Source organism: Neolewinella agarilytica, from assembly GCF_900110645.1.
Classification (GTDB): domain Bacteria; phylum Bacteroidota; class Bacteroidia; order Chitinophagales; family Saprospiraceae; genus Neolewinella; species Neolewinella agarilytica.
This window is the reverse complement of the sequence record NZ_FOFB01000028.1, coordinates 22,503-41,945: the sequence shown is the minus strand read 5'-3', so window position 1 is coordinate 41,945 and position 19,443 is coordinate 22,503. Positions and strand designations below refer to the sequence as shown.

Below are 19,443 nucleotides of genomic sequence, written 5' to 3'. Positions count from 1 at the left end.
GGCTCGACGTTGGTTTGGACAGCCAAAGTAACCAACAAGACTTAGATGTTGCCCAATATCCTGTCCATTATCCAACTGGTGTGAAGGGCAGTCTTGCCCGTGGAGGGGTGAAAGTAGTCACCGCTCAGGAGTTGCCGCTGCATATTCTCTACGTGAGGTAGCTGAACGTGATAAGGGTGGTCAATAAATTTCTCCTGCCGTTTGTCACCCTGAATCAGAACAACAGGCTGCTCCTCGAAAATCGCAAACTGGATGCTTCCCTTGCTGCCGACAATTTCAACGCGGTCTTCTGATCGGCTGCTGCCAAAATTCCAGTGTCCCGTACCGGTTATTTTATCGTCGTGGAGCCAGCAGGCGGAGAAAGCGTCTTTTGCGCCGTACAGCCCCTGTTGGTTCAGGCTGATGCCGTGCACCTCCGTCATGTCGCCTAAGAAAAAGGTAAACAGATCAAGCCCGTGACTGGCCAGATCATCGAAATAGCCACCCGGAGCTACTGCCGGGTCGGTTCGCCAGTTGTCAGCCCCGGACAGGTCCTGAGCGCTGGGTGGTTTACTCAGCTGCCAGTTGATATGGCGCAGGTCACCGATTTGCTGATCGTCCAGCCAGGTTTTTACCTGAGTGAAACGGGGGAGGGAGCGCCGGTAATAGGCGGAAAACAGGGGAAGGTTCCGCTCAGCAAAAGCTTCGTAAATGGCGAGGCTGTCCGCATAGCTTGGAGCCAGGGGTTTTTCCACACAGCAGGCTTTTCCGGCGGCGGCTACTTTTACGGCATACAAGCAGTGGGTGTCGGGCGGGGTAGCGATATAGATGGCGTCAACGTCGGGGTCGTTAATGAGCGCATCGGCGTCCGTATAGTATTTCTCTACGCCATGGCGTGCAGCGTAGTCCTTTACTTTCTCGGCATCCCGTCGCATGACTGCACTTAGCGTAAAGCCTTCTGTCTGCTGGTAGGCGGGGCCGCTTTTTATTTCCGTAACGTCTCCGCAACCGATGATGCCCCAGCGAAGGGGAGTAGAAGTGGGGGTATTACTTGTCATGGGGGCTGTTCTTTAAAAAGAAAAGGGCGCGGCCGCAGGTGCTGGTGCAAAGGTGAATAAGCAATGAGGGAGCCCCGCTCTTAGCCCTTCAGAGTTTTATTGCTCCCGGGCACAGGTGGAGCTATGACCTTGCGTTTGTGTCCGGGACGCCCGCAAAAATAAACACCGTAGGGTGCTTAGCAAACTCCTTGTTCCCGTTGCGTAACCGGAACGGTTGCAGCATTGATTTCCTTCATGATTTCCGCAAAAAGGGTATAAGACTGCAGGCGGTCTTCGTGGTCATAAATGGCCGTAACGGCAATCAGCTCGTCCACGCCTGTCTGCCCGATAAAATCACGAACTTGCTGCTTCACAGTTTCCTTACTGCCAACAAAGGAGTATTTCAGCATCTGCTGAAGGGTGGGGTGCTGCAGTGCCTGGTTCAGCTCGGCCGTCATGGCCGTCGGTGGCTGCAGAGGCTGCCGGTTACCGGTGAGTAAACCGATGAACATCCGGAGTACGGAAGTAAACATCTCCTGTGCCCGCTCATCCGTATCGGCCACCACAATGTTGACCCCGGCCATAGTGTAGGGGCTGCTGAGGGCGGCGGAGGGGCTGAACTCCTCCCGGTAAATCTTCAGCGCGTCAAAGAGTTTAGCGGTCGCAAAATGACTGGCAAACGCATAGGGCAAACCTTTCTCCGCCGCCAGGTGAGCGCTGTCCGTGCTGGAACCCAGAACGTAGAGAGGAACATTTACTCCCTCCGCCACCGGCGCTCTCACGGAGAATTTTTTGTTCGCAGGAGAGAAGAACTGCTGAATCTTTTCAATCTCCCGCGGAAAAGAATGAGCTGCCTGCATGAAGTCAGACCGGATCGCCTGAGCCGTGGCCTGATCAGTGCCCGGCGCCCGGCCAAGGCCCAGATCAATACGGTTAGGGTACAGGTTTCCCAGAGTCCCGAACTGCTCCGCTACTACCAGCGGAGAGTGGTTCGGCAGCATAATGCCACCAGAGCCTACCCGGATCGTTTTGGTGCCAGCGGCCACATGCCCGATCAGAACAGGCGGAGAACTGCTCCCTACGCTATCCGAATTATGGTGCTCCGCCAGCCAGAACCGCTCGTATCCCAGCGACTCTGCCCGCTGTGCCAACGACAGCGTATTGGCAAAAGTCTCCGACATGGAGTTGCCCTGCGCAACAATGGCAAGTTCCAGAATGGAATAAACAGTAGGACGGCTGTTCATAGCAGATTATGTTTGATGGCTGAAAAACCTGATGCCACCAGATTTATCAGGGACAGGAGGTCTGTGTAAACAGGCCCTTTGCTTCTTTTGTTGGCTGAAAACCACCTGGGACGGAGACCTTTACGCTATACTTACAAAACTCCTTCCAGCGCTAGATGATAGAGCAGCATAATCGTTTTAGCGTCCTTGATCTCTCCGGTCTTGATCATGGCTAAAGCCTGGCTGAAATCAAGCTCCAGGATCTCAATCTCTTCCTGTTCCTCCGCAAGCCCGCCACCAGAAGATTGCTTCAGGCTCTCATCGTATTCTGCCACGAAAAAGTGTAAAATCTCGGTTACTGACCCGGGCGACATGTAGGCCTCGAACACTTTCTGGACGTTTTCGACGTGGTAGCCCGTTTCTTCAATACTTTCCTTCTTGATGCATTCCAGCGGATCGTCTTCTTCCAGCAGTCCGGCACAGGCCTCGATCAGCATCCCGTCTTCGTTGCCGTTAACGTAGGCTGGGAGCCGGAATTGCCGTGTGAGGATGACAGTTTTTTTCGTCGGATGATAAAGCAGGATCGCCGCGCCGTTGCCGCGGTCATAAGCTTCCCGCTCCTGGGCAACCCACTGGCCATGCCGGTTACGGTATTCAAAGCGGTACTTTTTTAAGGTGTACCAGTTGTCTGACAAAAGGGTTGGGCTAAGATTGCGTATGTTGCTATTCGGCATCGGGTACTTTGTTGAGCGCATGAAAGATACAACGGCCGGGCCCCTGACCTACCTCAGCCGAAAACGCAGCGGCACCATCAGCGTTCCTGCCACGGGCTGGCCGTTTTCTACGGTGGGCATCATCCACTTCAGGTTTTCGGTAGCAGTCAGTGCTGCTTCGTCGAGTAAAGAATGGACGCTGCGAACAAGCTGCCGTTCGGTCACCCACCCGCAATCATCAACGCTGATGGCTACCACCACGGTACCTTCAATATTGTTTTCCTGAGCCAGGGGAGGGTAGTGTACGTGCGTTTTATAGAAATCAGCAAAGTCGAAGGCCGCGGGCTGGCTTGGTAGCTGACAGGGAATTGCCTTGTCAGGGGGCGCTGCAGCGGCGAGCTCGGCGGTTATTGTAAAGCTGCTATACAGCTGAGCGTGTAAACTAAAAGTGCTGGCTAAAATTAAGAGCAAAGCAGAAATACGAGACTTCATGATGGGTGGTTTTGGTCATTGATTGATCCAAAGATGAAGGCTGAAATCGCTGGATGCTCGTGAATTCTGGTGAATGGTCGCTAATGATGGATGAATGGTAGTGAAGCGTAAATGAGGAGCAATATCACCGAATTAGCTACCTTTCTAAAAGATTAAGAGCACCAGGGATACTTGGCACTCATCAGCCCTTGGGCTCTACCTGAGTAAAATGAAACGAGATGGGGTACTTCAGTGAAATATATGTAGTTGAAAAACGATTGATTAACCCCAATCGCTATCGGGAGGTGAGTGATATTGAAGGTTTGACTGTTGGATGGTTAAATGTTCTTGCCGTAGTTCCTGAAGGGGAAGAGTATGTCCCCGAAGAAATTGACTTTGTGATTGGCCATGATGAATCTCTCATCGAAACCTTTCATACCCGTCAGACTTTCGATTTTCTTTATTTGTTAGAAACTGAATTTGGTTATGCTCCCGAAGATTTTGAGAGGAACTTCGGAATCCTAAACATTAAGGCCTTTAAATATCTGGCAGATGTACTATTAAAAGATGAAACCTTTGAAGATTCTCTCAAAGATCAATTCCGTGAAACACTTAAATTGACTTTTACGAATGAGCAGTGCTTCCTGATTCAATATTATTAAGGGGGAGTAAAGGTGCTGTTACGTTGGAAGAGCCTGGAGGAGGCTCTGTGAGCGTGTCTAAAGTTAAAATTTTGCCGCAGCGTATGCGAAACGAAAAATTTTGCACCTATAAAGGTAAAACCCAACTATGCGCTTAGTCACCCTGCTTTTATTAACAATCCTTTGCACCTGCGTCTGCGCCCAAACCGGAGAATTCACCCAACACGCGAATGGATATATTTATCCGGAAGCGACCATGAACGATCTGGCCTACATCGTAGACTCCCTGGACCTGAAGTTTAAACAGTGCGACCTGGACCGGGAGTATTGCTCGCCCGCGCAGACGATGGCGACTTGCTACGAAGTGAAAAACAAGAACCTGACGACCATCGCCAGGCAGCTCCGTAAAGTGGCGGAAAATGAACCTTTCTCCCTGCTAAAGGTGCTTCCTGATGCAAATCAACTCCGCCGGGGTACAGGCTAGGGGTTGAGCTTTACTGACCGTCGTTCTTCCTCGGAATTTGCCCCCTTTTTCCAAAAAGGCCCTACCTTCCCAAAAGATAAAACCATAAACATGCGTATCCTTCCCTTGCTCCTCTTATCCCTGCTTTGCACCTGTACATTCGGCAGGCTCGGCAACCACGTCCGCGCCCCGAAAAAAAGGGGAATGGAAAAAGGGAGCAAGGGACTACGGCTTCAGCTCCTGCTTCCTTTCCTCCTCCTAACCCTTCTCCCTTTAACCTCCCTTACCTCTTTATTCGCACAGTCGAGTCGCGAATACCTCGAACTCGCCGAACTCGCTCACATCGAGCAAATGCACATGGCGCCGATGCGCGACGGTATTCGGCTGCGGACCGACGTTTACCGCCCCAAAACCGACAAAAAAGTACCGGTAATCCTGAGCCGGACGCCCTACCAGATGAACGGCTGGGTCGACGGGGAAGAGCGCACCCGCACCTACCAGCGGGCTCTGGATTGGGTGAAGGCGGGTTATGCCTACGTAGTGCAGAACGAGCGCGGACGTTACTACAGCGAAGGGGATTGGGACATCCTGGGCACCCCGACCACCGATGGCTACGACGCCTTCACCTGGCTGGCCGACCGCGACTGGAGCAACGGTAACATCGGCCTGCTGGGCTGTAGCTCCACGGCCGAATGGCAGATGGCCGTGGCGGCTCTCGGTCATCCCGCCCTGAAGGCCATCGTACCCCAGGGCTACGGCGCTGGTGTCGGGAAAATCGGCCAGTTTCAGGAGCAGGGCAACTGGTACCGCGGCGGAGCAACGCAGATGCTCTTTATCGCCTGGCTCTACAGCGTCCAGCACGACCCGATGCGGCCACGGATACCGAAAACCGCGACGCGCGAAGACCTGCTGCGCCTCCAGCGCTTCACCGATATGGCACCGGAGTATCCGCGCGTGGAATGGGAAGATGGCTTAAAAACATTGCCCGTGCAGGACATCATCAGGGCGCAAAACGGACCGAAGGGCATTTTCGAAGAAATGGTGACCCGAACGCCGAACAGCAAGGCCTGGTTCGAGGGCGGCCTCTACCACGACGATATGCCCTTTAACGTGCCGGCCTTTTGGTTTACGAGCTGGTACGATGTGTCGATCAGCCCGAACCTGGCGCTGTTCAACCACGTGCGCAAGAACGCGACTACGGAAGCGATGCGCGACGAACAGTTTCTGGTCATTGCGCCCACCCTCCACTGTGCCTACACGCGGGCGACGGAAAACACCATCGTAGGGGAGCGTTCCGTGGGCGATGCCCGCCTGAACTACCAGGAGCAAATTGAAGCCTTTTTCGCCCAGCACCTGAAGAACGAAGAAAAGCAGGCGCGGCCGCGGGTGCAATATTATGTTATGGGAAGCAATGAATGGAAAAGCAGCACGGCCTGGCCTCCGCCAGCCGCCAAAATGCAGACTTTCTACCTGGACTCCGACGGTGGCGCTAACACCCTGCACGGCAACGGCCGTCTGCGTGCCAAAGCTCCGGAAAAGGATATGCCCGATGCTTTCTTCTACGACCCGATGAACCCCGTACCCAGCTACGGTGGTAACGTCTGCTGTACCGGCAACGCCGTAAAAGGTGGTGCCTTCGATCAGCGCGTGATGGAAACCCGCAACGATATCCTCGTCTACACCACCGAGCCCTTCGCCAATGGCGTCGAAATTGCCGGCAGCATTGAAACGATCCTCTACGTCAGCTCCGATGCTAAAGACACCGACTTTACCGTCAAGCTCATCGACGTTGCGCCTGACGGCACGGCCTACAATCTCGACGAAACCATCCAGCGCGTTCGCTACCGCGAAGGCTACGACAAAGAAGTCTGGATGGAAGACGGTAAAGTCTACAAAGTCGACCTCACACCGATGTCAACGGCGAATTACTTCAAGCCCGGCCATTCCATCCGGATCGAAATCTCGAGCTCAAACTTCCCCCGCTTCGACCGTAACCTGAACACCGGTGGGCGAAATTACGATGAGAGTAAGGGCGTAGTGGCACGAAATGCGGTCCACCACTCCGCAAAATACCCTAGTGTGGTACGGATTCCGGTGGTGGAGTAATAATAAATTCTACCGCCGTTCATCAGGAGGACCAACCTTTCGGAGTCTGTCTCAAGAGGCTATTGTATCTCCACTTTCTCATAAGTGGTATTGGCCCATCGGATCTGTGCTCTGCCGCCTTTAACGCGGTATGCGCCGTATCGGATGCCCGACTGGGTTCCTCGCTCTGGCTCGGGGATGTTCCAATTGAATTCGGTGCCACCAATAACGGCGTCAGCGTAGTGAATCTTAGCATCGGGGTTGTCGGGGTCAGCTCTGAAGCCAACTTTCAGCTCAATGTCGGTGGCTTCATTTTTAGGAATGTTGGTCAGGAAAACAATGTCTCTGCCGTCGGCGCCGGACCCGCCACGGTAATTAATTTGCTCCCGGAAGAGATCAAATGATACCTGCACCTGATTGCCGTCAGCATCGGTGCCGTAAACCGGTTTGGCTAAGTACAGACAGATGGCAGGGTCTGCAGAACCACCGCCGCCAGTATGCTTTCCTTTAGCCTGCATGATGTAGCTGCCATCACTACCGTCGGAGTTTGTTTTACCGGTTTCCAGAATTCTGACCGTTCCGGTGAATCTGGCATAACTCCCTATACCGGTAGTCTGTGATCGGTTCAGTGATCGTTCAATTCTGGGCTGCAGGCCGTTATTATCCAGGTGGTTGGATCCGAAGGTGATGTTGTATACGCCCCAGGTTGTTCCGTCAATGGTACTTTCCTTGTAGTTGGCGTAGCAGCTGCGGTCATCAGCCGTCCCTACATTAACGGGGTTGGCAATGTCTGTATCCCGTACCGCATTATTGCCTTCTGTAGTGCACTCAACGATCGGTCCGGTGTCTTCATCGCTTTCTGAAGTCATTTCCTCTTCCATCACTTCTTCCATTTCTTCCATGATTTCTTCTGTCTTGCCACAAGACAGAAGAGTCGTCACAAGGATCAGGGTAAACAAGGAGGCCAAAGGGAAGCTGAGCTTTGATATTTTCATGCGTATTGGATTATAACAGAACCCTAAAATCGGGGGCAAACGCGCGTGATTCTATCCTGCTGTATCCTGCACAAAGGCCTCTTTTAGTAAAGGCGTGGATTTTATCGAGATGTAACGATGATGCAAATGTGTGTTCGGAGCCTGTCACGGACTTTCCTACTCCTGCATTTGCTGCGTTACGTGAATAGTAAGGAATTCTGCCGGTCTGGTCAGCGCGACTACAACCTGTACCAGCAGCCGGCCCTGAAGAACATCTTCGGAGGTCATGGTTTCTCCTAAACCAACCCTTACGCCATACGCTTTATCAGCCGTGGTCCCCTGAAGTGCGCCCGATCTCCAGAGATCTCCCAGGTAATTATCCACGACTGACTTTATGGAGGTCCAGGTATTACTCGTATTCGGCTCGAATTCGAAGGCTTTCACTAACTGAGTGATGTCTTTTTCGATCATGAGAGATGTTCTCACGGTCGAGATATACCGCCAGTCCAGGCTGTTGCCGTCCAGTGTCCGCCCACCCCAGACGAGTGTTCCCTGACCGGTGAAGGTCCGGATGGCGTTAATGGATTTGCCACCAGCGGCATCTACGGTTAGCTCCGCCTGGTCTTCGGTAGAGACCGTTGCTGCTGGCAGAAGGCCCGGGCGTAAAGCTTTATTGGCGGGTGTTTTCCAGATTCCTTCGGTGCGATCGGTTCTGGCGATGATTCCCGCCATGATGCCTGCCATGGGCAGGCTTCCGTTTTCCGTTATTGCCCAGGGGTAATAGGCGATGCCAAATCGAAGGTGCTCCTCTCCGATGTTACTTCTGAAACCGGCAATGGCGGTTTGCGGGTCGGTCCCGGCCAGACCCGCTCCATAGACATCGAATATCCCTACACATGATCTTTGTTGGCTACAGTGATTTAGCACGGAACGGTAAACTTCGTAGCCATCTTCTGCCGCCATTGCCATGGCATCCGGGATCACGATCAAATCCGCACCCGTTGCACTTTGAGCGGAGATTTCCACCGCCTCCATTAAATCTTCCTTTTGGATCGGGGAGGCATAATCTCCGACGGAGAGTACATAACAGGTCTTTCCGCCATGGGCATAGAATTCTACTATACTTGGATATAAATAATGGACTGAACTTTGAGAAGTAGCACCGCCAAAAGTGTTGGTGAATTCCTGCAGAGAACTCACCATCACGGCCCGGTTACTCGCTGAGCCACCATTTACGGTGGCTCGCTCCGTATAACCAATAAAGAGTGGGGTACCCGTGCTGACTTCTTCCGGGGGAGGGGTTACCTCCGGCGTTGTCGGTACCTCGGTGTCAGGCAGAATGGTGGTTTTCTGGCTGCATCCAAAGGCGAGAATAAAATAAAGGAACGTGAGCGCTAAAGTGTTTTTCATAGTACAGGAATCCAGGTATAATTGAATGGGGTCAGGGTAAAGGACACTGTCTAAAGATAACGATGAGTAGTGGATACGACAGGTCTCCCAGGCTTCAAATCCTCCTGATGTCTTACACGACTACCGAAATCACCAGCACCGCTACCAATACCGTAATGCCCATCACGGCCGTCAGTGGTGTATAGCTCCGGTAGGCGTCCGCTACTTCAATACCCGAAAAGCGGGTCACTACCCAAAAGTAGGAATCGTTGGCGTGACTGATCGTCATGGCGCCGCCTCCAATGGCGAGCGTCATCAGGGCCAGGTCGGTGGCGGATGCAAAACCTGCCAGTGGAAGGAGTGGTGCAATGATTCCCGAACTGATCACCAGTGCGCCAGTGCTGCTGCCCTGGGCCGACTTCATCAGAGCCGCCACGGCCCAGCCAAGGCAGAGCAAAGCTGTGCCGGAGAGTGGTTCGTTGCCTACCCAGCCGGCGACGTCGCTGGCCAGAGAGGAGGCTTTTAACACGGCGCCGAAGGCGCCGCCCAAGCCCGTAATGATGAGGATGGGGCCGGCCAGGGAAAGCCCGTCTCCAATCCAGCTGGTCTTACTGACGGCGGAGGGGAGAAGCAAGGCCGGAATGCAGCCGAGGGCCAGGGCCACCGTTGGCTCGCATAACCATAATATGTAGGCTGTAATTCCCTGGCCATTGGTAGCCAGCTTGAGTATGGAGCCCAGGGCGATCAACAGGATGGGAATGAGAAGAGGAAGCAGACTCTGAAAAAGAGAGGGCAGGGCGCTATTGTCTTCCTCCGGAGAAACCGGCGGCAGCGCTTTGATCTTATCGCCAAACCATCCCGCTGCCTTCCAGGTAACGAAGATGACGGGCAGGCTTATGATAGCGCCGAGTAACATGATGGTGCCAATAAATTCATCCGCGCCAAGGTTGGCTGCGGCGGCCAGCGGGCCCGGGGTGGGCGGGATGAGCGTGTGCGTGAGGTACAAGCCCCCGGCCAGGCTGAGCGCCAGCGGCGCGACCTTACCACCAGCCCGCAGCGCCAGGGCGGGCAGCAGGCCCGCCAGAATAATGAAACCGCTATCGCAAAAGACAGGAATCGAAATAACGGCACCCAACACAACCAGCCGGAGGCCGATGTTACCTCCTCCGCCAATCAGAAGATCGGCAATCCGGCGTGCCGCACCCGACCGCTCCAGCGCCACTCCAATAATACTGCCCAGCACAATCAACAGACCAACGGAGCCGATGAGCCCCCCAAAGCCGTCTTTCAGAAGGGAGATCACCTTTGGTAAATCCAGGCCAATGATGAGCCCGAGCCCCGTTGCCGCCAGCAACAAGCCAAAGAAAGGATGCCACTTCAGCCGGCTGCTGCTTAAAATGAGGAATAAGACAGCCGCAGCGATAGCGAGTAGGAGAGGGAGACCGGTGAGCATGAATGAGGTCAATTGACAGGTTTATGGATGTAATGGATAAAAAGAAGCTATCGCCGGAACGGGGGCTTGTTTCGCTCGTGAAAGGCCCTCATTCAACCGTAATAAAGACTTACCAGAGTTTGCGTAGAGTTAGTAATGTACCCATCATCGACGAAAAGTCACCCTTTCGGGGAGAACCCAAAGCCCCAATTTGCTCTAAAGAGCAATAAAATATCGTACACCCTGCGTTCGAAAACGAACAGGTATAAACTTGGTTAAATCATAAATAGCTGATAATCAGTAATGTTTTTGCCTGGCACGGTCTTAGTACTACTCTGCTTAAGCAACATTGCCCAACACCTAAGCTCGCACCTGCGGCCGCGCCATGAAGATCGAAAAGCACCTTGAGACGAATCTATTGGTCGAAAGTAACGGCCGTTTATCGACTTTTTCCTTCGTTCGTCGATCAAAAACAAGGAGCGAACGAACAAACTTGCCGGCGGTGGCTGCTGCCCCCATATTTGTATCATCAAGCACGGGAAGCATAACAACTTCATTAACAGCGTGCAACCATTCACTAAAAACAGAGTCTCTTAATACAGACCCATATAACTACCCAATCATGACCCGCTTTATCCTTACCATCGTTTACAGCCTCTTGCTTAGTTGCGCTGTGTTTGCCGGCAGCGGCAGCGGCGAGGATAAGGCTGGTAACAGCCTCTTCGACGCCTGGAGCAACGAACTCGCTACCGAAATTGAGCTTCACGTAAATTTCGATAGCCTGGAAGTATACCGTAAGAAGGTTGACTTTCTTCCTGCTACCGTTATTGCCGGCGGCGAAGAGCTTGAACTGGAAGTTGCCGTTCGCGGTAAGTTTCGCCGCCGCACCTGCACGATGCCTCCCCTGAAGCTGAAGTTTGCTAAAGATGGTCTCCGTGCCGCTGGCCTTAGCACCCACAACGACTTTAAACTGGTTACTCATTGTACGGATGATGAAGCCGGACAAGACGCCATCCTTCGGGAGCAGTTGGCTTACGAGCTGTACAATACCATCAATCCTGAAGCCAGTTTCCGGACGCAGTTGCTCACCATCACTTACGTTAATACTGTAGACGGCAGCACAACAACCAGCTACGGTATCCTGATCGAAGATACCGACGAACTGAAAGGCCGCATGGACACTAAGAGCTGTAAAGAATGTTACGCACTTGGTGCTGACCAAATCGAGAACGCCGAAGAACTGGCCCTTTTCCAGTACATGATCGGTAACAGCGATTACTCCAACCGGATGGTTCGTAACATGAAACTGATGCAAAACACCAATGGTACTTACACCGCCATTCCTTATGACTTTGACTTCAGCGGTCTGGTTAACGCCACTTACGCTACCGGCTTCAGCCACCTGGGTGAAACCAAGCCTACTGACCGCAGCCTGATCTGGGAGTATGACACCGCTCCTGACTTCACCGAAACCACTGAAATGTTTACCTCCCTGAAAGACACCCTTTTGAACCAGGTAGCATCCTTTGACGGCCTCAGTGCCGACAGCAAAAAGGAAATTACCAAGTACCTGAAAGGTTTTTACAAAGACCTTAAGCAGGGCAAACTGGAAGTTGCCAGTAAGTAATTAAAAGCTATTTCCTTATTGATTAGAAGTGCCTGTACTTGCGTGCGGGCACTTTTTTTGGGCTCGGTTTTTGTTTCAACACCAAATCTTCCCGTTAGGAGGGCCTTCGGCTTTTTCTCTTGTGGACACATAGGGACACATAGGCACAGAGTGCACAAAGCGTATTTCAGTGCTACTTTAGATAGGGCTCCTGGTTTTTAGACGCTACGCTTTTCGAAGGCCTTCGGCCTTTTAGAAAAAACAGGCCATTTTTTGGGCCCTGTAAGCGAAGCGCCCATAAGCCGCAGGCATCTAAAAAAAATCGCTTTGCGAAATTTTCTACCCTAGCTTTGCTGCCATGCCCATCCTCCTTCCCAAACTTATAATGTTAGCAGCTATTGCTGCGGCGCTCTTGATTGGCGGGTTGTTTTTCCGGAAGCGGTCAGGAGACCGCCGGGCGAACGTGATTTATGGCATGTTGCTGATCATGGGTGGCTTAACCCAGCTTCATTTTTTGTGGGACTTTACGGGGAATCTGGAAGCACATCCGAATATGCGGTTCTGGCCCATTTACTTTAGCTTGTGGCTGCCGGTCCTGCTGTTCTTTCATGTGAAAATCAGCTTCTATCCGCAGTATGTTTTTCGATGGTCTGACCTGAAACACTTTGGTTTGCCGATCGGGCAAACGATCTATTTTCTGGTCGTCTGGCTGTTCCCGGAGTACCGGCATGAGGCGGGGCGGTACTTCTACAACCCCTTTTATGGTGGTTTGGAGCAAGCACTCTTTCTGGCCGGTTGGCCGCTTTATGTACTGTTCTGTGTACTGTATTTGCGGCGTCGGCGTCGGCAATTGAAGCGGCGCAGCCTGCCGCGTCTGCTGTGGTATATCCGTAAGTTACTGAAGGGCTGTCTGCTCTTCATCCTTGCTTACGCCATCCTCTCCGGAGCGGATTTCTTAGCTTATAAATATCATTTAGCGGACTTGCGCGGGCAGGTCTGGTATGCGGGCGCCCAGGCGCTGAGCTTCACGGTATTGCTGCTCTGGCTGTGCATCTATGGCGGACAGGTGCTGGTGTGGGGGCGGAAGCTGATGGGGGCGCGGCCGCAGGTGCAGTGAGAAGAACCTACGGGGGTAGTGAAAGCGATAGGTGTATTTTTCTGGTAAGAGCCGAAACTCCTGGAAAAGGATCAGTTAGACCTCGATTTTTTCCATCTTTTGATATCCTTTTTTCGCATTTCCTGAAAGATAACTTCTTCAGGGTGAGTACAGATGACTTCTCCGGGGCCATTGGCTCCGGTGAAAGCCACCGAGACATACTGCCTTTGGTAGGTTTTTGCTCTGTCTTTTTGCTTCTCAATCAGCTGCTTGCGGCTTAGGTCTGTATAGTAGACGCTGAAGCGAAGGTGCGTTCCATTTGTGAACGCGCTTCCGTCAACAACGGTTCCGAGTACATCTCCGGCTTCCACTGTTTTACCGAATCCAGCCGTAATACCACCTTTAGCGAATAACTCGTACCGGCCACGGGTACAATCGTCATGCTCAATCACTACATAATTGTTTTGTCTCTGGTAGCTGATCCCCTCTCCGGTAGGTGCGTCGTATTTGTCTTCCATTTCAATGATGGTTCCCCGGCGGGAGGCGTAGATTTTATCCCCCGGAGATGCTTTGAATGAGAAGGAAATAAAATCGAGAGACTTTTCCTTGCCAAGAAAAACCTCACCAATACTCTTCAGGGTATCCATCCAAGTGGTTTTTCCCGGAGCAACGGGCAAAAGGTAAGTCACCTCGTCATGCTCAACATCAACACAACCAGAAACCCACATGTAAGAATAAGCAGGCGTACGAGAAACATTGGTCAGACTGATGATTCGGTTCGTACCGGGAAGAAGCTCTTTGACGGCAGGGATAGAGCCATCAGCTCGTTCGAAGCTCCGACCTTCAAGGGAGAGCACTATCGTCATTTTGCCAGAGGTACTGTTGTTGGCACTGTAAGTGAGGTTGACCTCCTGGTCGCGGACGGATTTGCTGACGCTGACAACGACGTCTTTACTAACCGTATGCTGAGCAAATAAAGTGAGGCTAACGAAGAAGCTGGCTGATAACAATAAATAACGAAGCATAATAGGGTAGAAGTTTTTGTAATGTAGGGTTCAATTAGATAATCTAAAAGCAAGATAATACTTTAGTGGGCAGATAATCTCCATCAGCTTAGTGAATATCGGATAGTATGAAAAACAGAAGGCTTTTAGCCACCACCCTCGCCGCCCTCCTCCTCATCGCTACCGGCATGGCCCTCAACGAGGCCCTCACCCGGGCGCAGGTAGCCACGGCGGCGGAGGTGCTGGGCATTGACTTCCTCAACGACGAAGAGATCGATCAGGCGCTGCCTGGCCTCGAAGACAACCGCAAGACCATGCTCGAACTTGGCCAGGCCGATATCCCCAACGAGCTATCCCCCGCACTGGTGTTTAGTCCGGTGCTTCGGGCGGAGCAACTCCCTGCTGATCAAACGGTGTCTGGACCTGCGTCCGCGCCGGATATGCTGACGGTAAGCCAAAAGGAAGGCTCGGTACACTGGCTGACGGTCAAGCAGCTAGGGACGGTAATCAAGCAACGGAAAATCAGCTGCCGCAAACTCACCGAACTATTCCTCAAGCGCCTCAAAAAGCACGACCCCACCCTCCACTGCGTCATCACCCTGACCGAGGAGCGCGCCCTGAAGCAGGCCGATATGCTCGACGCAGAGCTCGCCGCCGGCAAATACCGCGGCCCGCTACACGGTATTCCCTACGGCGCCAAAGACCTGCTCGCCGCCAAAGGCTACAAAACCACCTGGGGCGCAAAGCCCTACGAAAACCAGACGATCGATGTCGATGCCTCCGTCATCGAGCAACTCGACGAGGCCGGTGCTATTCTCGTCGCCAAACTCAGCATGGGCGCTTTGGCCTGGGGCGACGTCTGGTACGGCGAAAAAACGCGCAACCCCTGGAATCCGGAAACGGGTAGCAGCGGGTCCTCCGCTGGCTCCGCCAGCGCGGTAGCGGCCGGGCTCGTGCCCTTTGCTATCGGTACCGAGACGCTGGGCAGCATCGTTTCGCCGAGCACGGTTTGCGGTACTACGGGTCTGCGGCCTACCTTCGGCCGCGTCTCCCGTCACGGCGCCATGGCCCTGAGCTGGACGATGGACAAGATCGGCCCCATCACCCGCTCCGCCGCTGACGCCGGACTCGTACTCTCCGCCATCGCAAACTATGATCCGCGCGATGCCCACGCCATTCAGGCCGGTTTTCAGTACGAATGGCCAGCAGGAAACGTGAAGCCGGGCACCCGCATCGGCTACTACAAATCACGGATGGAGCGCGACTATGCCTTCCACGATCAGGACTCCGTTGCCCTGGAAACTCTGCGCGAGCTGGGCTACGAGCTCGTCCCGATCGAACTGCCCGAAGAACCCGATATCCGTTTCGTGCTCAACGTCGAGGCCGCTGCTGCCTTCGAGTCCCTGACCCGCTCCGGCCAGGATGATGAACTGACGCGGCAGGTACGCAACGCCTGGCCCAATGCCTTCCGCACGGCGCACTTCGTACCGGCCGTCGCTTACGTGCAGGCCAACCGCCTGCGCCGGCAGCTGATGCACGATATGGACAAAGTCTTCGAAGACAACAACATTGATGTATACGTCAATCCCAGCTGGCACTCTAACAGCCTCTTGATCACGAACCTGACGGGGCAACCCTGCATCTCCGTCCCCAATGGCATGAACGCCGAAGGAACACCCACGAGCATCACCTTCACCGGTAAACTGTTTGGGGAGCAGGAGATGGTGAATGTGGCGGCGGCCTATCAGTCGGCTTCTGAGTGGGATGGTTTGCACCCGCAGGGCTTCTGATGGGCTGCTGCGCAGCTTCAAGTTAACCACGGAGGTACACAGAGGCCTGCTTCGCAGCCTGTGGTTTTTTTCGTGCAGATATAACGGAGCGTAGGAGAGGCGCGGAGGGTGGTGCTCTTATGTGGCGTAGCCACAGCGGGTTGCTCCCCTTCTCCGTTGAGCCGGAGGCTCGACTTACCGGAGAGGGGGCTGGGGGGGGGGGAGGGCTAACGCATACTCACCGGACGCTCAAAGGAACTCAGCAATTTCGCCTCCGGCTCCATGGCTGAGCACACTTCGAGGTCCTAGACTGCCAATATAGGACCTCGAAGTGTGCATTTTCCGTAGCGGAGCGAAGGATAAAATGTTCCTTTGAGGGTCCGGCTCCGAGTATGCGTTAGCCCTGGGGCTGGGGGGAGAGGTTTTTCCCCCATGCAACCCTCCCACACTCTATTCGTCTTTACTACCAAACAAACCAACCATGAGACCACTACTCACCCTTCTTTTTATCGCTCTTTTTGCTGGCCTTTCCGCCCAGAATTGGGGCAACCGGAATCGTGTCAAAGGCAACGGCGACATGACGACTCAGGATCGCAAAGTATCCGACTTTAACGGCATCACGACTTGCTGTTCTTTTAAGATTGAGGTAAGCAAAGGCGCTCCTGCCGTTCGCGTCGAGGCGGAGAGCAACCTGATGGAATACATCGTTACCAATGTTAGTGCCGGCCGGCTGAGTGTCCGCTTCAAGAGCGGAACAAACATCAGTAACCACGAGCCCATTCGGGTTTACGTTACGATGAATGAACTGGAGTTGGTGGAAGCCAGCAGTAGCTCTACTATTACGTTCAAGGACGCTTTCAGGGGCGACGAGCTTGAAGTGGATGTGAGCAGCTCGGCGAGAGTACAGAACCTGGAATTCTCCGGCGGGTCCATTCGCCTGGAAGCTTCCAGCTCTGGAAAAATTAATATCGCGGGTAGCGGCAGTAAAATCCGGGCGAAGGCAAGTAGCTCTGGTAAGATATCTGCCAGCGACTGTAAAGTGCAGAACGCCAGGGCTGACGTTAGCAGCGGCGGAGGTATCTACCTTAACGTAAGCGGAGAGTTGGAAGCTGATGCCAGTTCCGGCGGCAGCATCCGCTACACCGGCGGCGCGAGTGTTGACTCAGACACCAGCTCCGGCGGAAGCGTACGAAAGCAGTAAGAAAAGACTACAATCCTTTGATAATATGTTGTGGGAGCTTACACACTTATGGTGTAAGCTCCCACAACTACCACTCTCCGGAAAAGTGCGGCCGCTTCCTAAACCGGCCGCTGAAATGCCCGAAATAAGCCATCCAGGCCCCTATCTTGGGGAAGAATTACTCGTTTAGAGTATCATAGGGATGACTTTAGAAGCCCGATCCAGTAGCGGATCGGGCTTTTTTTATGCCCTGTTTACCGGACGATTATTGCCTGCCCAATGTAGGCGTCCCGTAATGTGGCACTGAAGAAATAGGTGCCCGCAGGCAGCCCCCGGAGATTAAGCATAATGCTTTGTTCACCAGCGGCAAGAGTGCGCTGGGAAGACCGGACCGATCTCCCGTCGGCGGCAATCAAACGCCAGTTAAGCAGGCCACTTTCCGTAGTTTCAAAGTTGACAAAGACCCGGTCAGTGGCTGGGTTAGGGAAAACCCGGGCGCGGACGCGGGTGCCATGGCTGTTGAAAAGCGAGGTAGTGCCACCGCCGCCGGCGCGCGGCGCGCCGGGGATCCAACCGGGCTGGTTGGCCTCGTAGGCTCCAACCTCCGGGGCTGCGCCCCGGTAACCGTCCGTTATGCCGGGAATGATGCGCCCGGCGTTGATGAGCGGGCTATCGTCCGCCGGCCGGAAGTCAAGCGCTGCCAGATCCAGAAAGGGGTTCGACGCACTAATGACGTTGTCGGCAACATCCTGCCCCTCCCACGGCCCGATGGGGGTGTAGTTGTTCCAGATGCGGTTGTCTTTCTGGATACGACCGTTCAGCCAGATGCCCATGGCTTGCTGCACGTTCCAAAAGGTATTGTTGAAGATGTCGTTGTTCCAGGCATCCCAGTTCATTTGAACAGCGGACCAGCTGATGTTCCAGACCACGTTGTGATGTACGTCGTAGCCCTTCGAGTCATTGTCGAGGTAAATGCCCGCACAGCGCCCGTCGGCATAGTCCGGCCCGAAGCTATCATGAAACCAGTTGTGGTGAATGGAGGTGTTCTTATCACTATCGTTACCCACGACGTAGAAAAGCCCTCCGTCGTTGTTAATGCGCATCACGTCCGAGACGTCATTCCAGGCCACTTCACAGTCGTTGGACGGGATGAAAATACCGTCGCGGCCACTACCCACCAGGGTATTGCTGATGAGCTTTGACCGGGGAGAACGGCATCGAATCGGAGAGGAGTGGTTGCCAACGGTGTTAAACTCTCTGATTTCATTAGCGATGATGGATACGTCGCTTACGCCTCCCCAGCCCTGAACGGAGACTCCGTTGTGGGAGCCACCCTCGATAAAATTGTCTTCCACCAGTACATTGCTGGCCCGCACCCAAACGGAGCCTTCACTTACCTGGGCGTTGGTGTTGCCGATTTCATCCAGCACCTGAAACCCATATCGGATATCACAATTGCGCAGGGTCGTATGGTCTCCATTGATTTCCACCATTCCGCCAAAGGTGCCAATGCCTTCAATTACAGTCCACGGTTTGTCGGTAAGGATGGTATGTGTACGGGCGGCGTACTCTGTGGTGGCGTTAGGAGTGTCTCCGCCGGGAGGGCTAAAGAATACTTCATCGGCAGCAGCATCAAAATACCACTCCTTTGGGAAGTCGAGTAAATCTTTAGCACCAAAAACATAAAAACGACCCCGGTTCCCGTTTCGGAAAACCGTAGGGTTATGCGGGTTAAATGGCCAGCGGGTAATATCATTGGCGGCGTGATGGATGGTTTTACCGCTGACACTGCTGATGGGTTGGGTCCAGCTGGCGCCGGAGTGGGCACCCAGATACCATACGTAGCCACCACTGAGGTCAACATTTGCCGGTAGCTCAGTGGCTATGATGGTGCTGGCGGTGCCATTGTCCACCGTCATGGCATCAATGGTGTAGGGGTTTCCGTCTTCGTTGTTGGGCCAGCGGGCATAGTCCATGGGCTCCCCGTTGTAGTAGAGCATGGTCTGCCGGTCTAATTCGATATCCGCACTGGCTTTGTAGGTCGTCCCCTCATCCAGGGTCCAGCTCTCAATCGGCTCGGTGGCGGAGATGGTTACCTTGTCTTCGCCAAAGGCCCGGAAGGTGATGGGCGCGGCGGCGGTGCCGCCGTTGGCGGGGCGGAGGACTTCCCGATAAGTACCCTGCCGGATGTAACATACGTCTCCGGCCACCATCAGGCTGGCGGCTTTGGAGATGGTCAGGAAGGGACTCCCCTCGGAGCCGTCGTTAGTATCGCTACCACTTTTGGCAACGTAATAGTCCGTAGCCGACAGGCCAACAGCAAAGAATAAGAAGGAGAAAAAGAGGATAGTTTTATGCATGACACCTGGGGTTTCATTTTG

The 19,443-nt window shown here is 53.7% G+C and carries 16 protein-coding genes; 7 read left to right on the top strand and 9 right to left on the bottom strand.

What is annotated here, in order from left to right; genetic code table 11:
• Positions 1-41: 41 nt before the first annotated feature.
• The 4 genes from BM123_RS19900 to BM123_RS19885 all read right to left on the bottom strand — a co-directional run bounded on the left by BM123_RS19900 (position 42) and on the right by BM123_RS19885 (position 3,444).
• Positions 42-1,037 carry a Gfo/Idh/MocA family protein gene (locus BM123_RS19900; protein WP_090172184.1) on the bottom strand — a complete coding sequence of 332 codons (996 nt, stop codon included), beginning with the start codon at positions 1,035-1,037 and terminating at the stop codon, positions 42-44.
• A gap of 176 nt (positions 1,038-1,213) precedes the next feature.
• Complete coding sequence (locus tag BM123_RS19895) at positions 1,214-2,260, bottom strand: LLM class flavin-dependent oxidoreductase (RefSeq protein ID WP_090172182.1); 1,047 nt, start codon at positions 2,258-2,260, stop codon at positions 1,214-1,216.
• Positions 2,261-2,391: 131 nt separating this feature from the next.
• Positions 2,392-2,973: a GDP-mannose pyrophosphatase NudK gene (gene nudK / locus BM123_RS19890; RefSeq protein WP_090172180.1), complete on the bottom strand. Its 582-nt coding sequence runs from the start codon at positions 2,971-2,973 to the stop codon at positions 2,392-2,394.
• 48 nt (positions 2,974-3,021) lie between these two features.
• Positions 3,022-3,444 (bottom strand): energy transducer TonB, encoded by a 423-nt coding sequence (locus BM123_RS19885; protein ID WP_090172178.1) that lies wholly within the window; start codon positions 3,442-3,444, stop codon positions 3,022-3,024.
• 218 nt (positions 3,445-3,662) lie between these two features.
• Here BM123_RS19885 and BM123_RS19880 point away from each other — a divergent pair, with 218 nt between their 5' ends.
• The 3 genes from BM123_RS19880 to BM123_RS19870 all read left to right on the top strand — a co-directional run bounded on the left by BM123_RS19880 (position 3,663) and on the right by BM123_RS19870 (position 6,633).
• Positions 3,663-4,085, top strand: a complete 423-nt coding sequence (locus BM123_RS19880) for a hypothetical protein (protein ID WP_090172176.1) — start codon at positions 3,663-3,665, stop codon at positions 4,083-4,085.
• Between the two features lie 127 nt (positions 4,086-4,212).
• A complete protein-coding gene (locus tag BM123_RS19875; RefSeq protein ID WP_139211983.1) occupies positions 4,213-4,548 on the top strand; it encodes a hypothetical protein in 336 nt (111 codons plus the stop codon).
• Positions 4,549-4,731: 183 nt separating this feature from the next.
• On the top strand, positions 4,732-6,633 hold the full coding sequence (locus BM123_RS19870) for a CocE/NonD family hydrolase (protein WP_175489484.1): 1,902 nt from the start codon (positions 4,732-4,734) through the stop codon (positions 6,631-6,633).
• A 59-nt stretch (positions 6,634-6,692) separates the two neighbouring features.
• Here BM123_RS19870 and BM123_RS19865 read toward each other — a convergent pair whose 3' ends face one another.
• The 3 genes from BM123_RS19865 to BM123_RS19855 form a co-directional block, all read right to left on the bottom strand.
• Positions 6,693-7,607 carry a hypothetical protein gene (locus BM123_RS19865; protein ID WP_139211982.1) on the bottom strand — a complete coding sequence of 305 codons (915 nt, stop codon included), beginning with the start codon at positions 7,605-7,607 and terminating at the stop codon, positions 6,693-6,695.
• Positions 7,608-7,763: 156 nt separating this feature from the next.
• Entirely contained in the window at positions 7,764-8,996 is a 1,233-nt protein-coding gene (locus BM123_RS19860) for a phage tail sheath family protein (protein WP_090172170.1), read from the bottom strand.
• Between the two features lie 112 nt (positions 8,997-9,108).
• Positions 9,109-10,428 (bottom strand): GntP family permease, encoded by a 1,320-nt coding sequence (locus tag BM123_RS19855; RefSeq protein WP_090172168.1) that lies wholly within the window; start codon positions 10,426-10,428, stop codon positions 9,109-9,111.
• Between the two features lie 601 nt (positions 10,429-11,029).
• Between BM123_RS19855 and BM123_RS19850 the strand changes: the two genes are divergently transcribed.
• Together BM123_RS19850 and BM123_RS19845 are read left to right on the top strand one after the other, a co-directional pair.
• Entirely contained in the window at positions 11,030-12,034 is a 1,005-nt protein-coding gene (locus BM123_RS19850) for a hypothetical protein (RefSeq protein WP_090172166.1), read from the top strand.
• A gap of 337 nt (positions 12,035-12,371) precedes the next feature.
• Positions 12,372-13,130: a hypothetical protein gene (locus BM123_RS19845; RefSeq protein WP_139211981.1), complete on the top strand. Its 759-nt coding sequence runs from the start codon at positions 12,372-12,374 to the stop codon at positions 13,128-13,130.
• A gap of 71 nt (positions 13,131-13,201) precedes the next feature.
• Here the strand turns inward: BM123_RS19845 and BM123_RS19840 are convergent, their stop codons facing one another.
• Positions 13,202-14,134 (bottom strand): M23 family metallopeptidase, encoded by a 933-nt coding sequence (locus BM123_RS19840; RefSeq protein WP_090172163.1) that lies wholly within the window; start codon positions 14,132-14,134, stop codon positions 13,202-13,204.
• Between the two features lie 107 nt (positions 14,135-14,241).
• Here BM123_RS19840 and BM123_RS19835 point away from each other — a divergent pair, with 107 nt between their 5' ends.
• Positions 14,242-15,903 (top strand): amidase, encoded by a 1,662-nt coding sequence (locus BM123_RS19835; RefSeq protein WP_090172161.1) that lies wholly within the window; start codon positions 14,242-14,244, stop codon positions 15,901-15,903.
• Between the two features lie 460 nt (positions 15,904-16,363).
• Entirely contained in the window at positions 16,364-17,083 is a 720-nt protein-coding gene (locus BM123_RS19830; RefSeq protein WP_090172160.1) for a head GIN domain-containing protein, read from the top strand.
• Positions 17,084-17,316: 233 nt separating this feature from the next.
• On the opposite strand, the gene BM123_RS19825 is transcribed toward BM123_RS19830, so the two are convergent.
• Positions 17,317-19,422 carry a T9SS type A sorting domain-containing protein gene (locus BM123_RS19825; protein WP_090172158.1) on the bottom strand — a complete coding sequence of 702 codons (2,106 nt, stop codon included), beginning with the start codon at positions 19,420-19,422 and terminating at the stop codon, positions 17,317-17,319.
• Positions 19,423-19,443 lie beyond the last annotated feature (21 nt).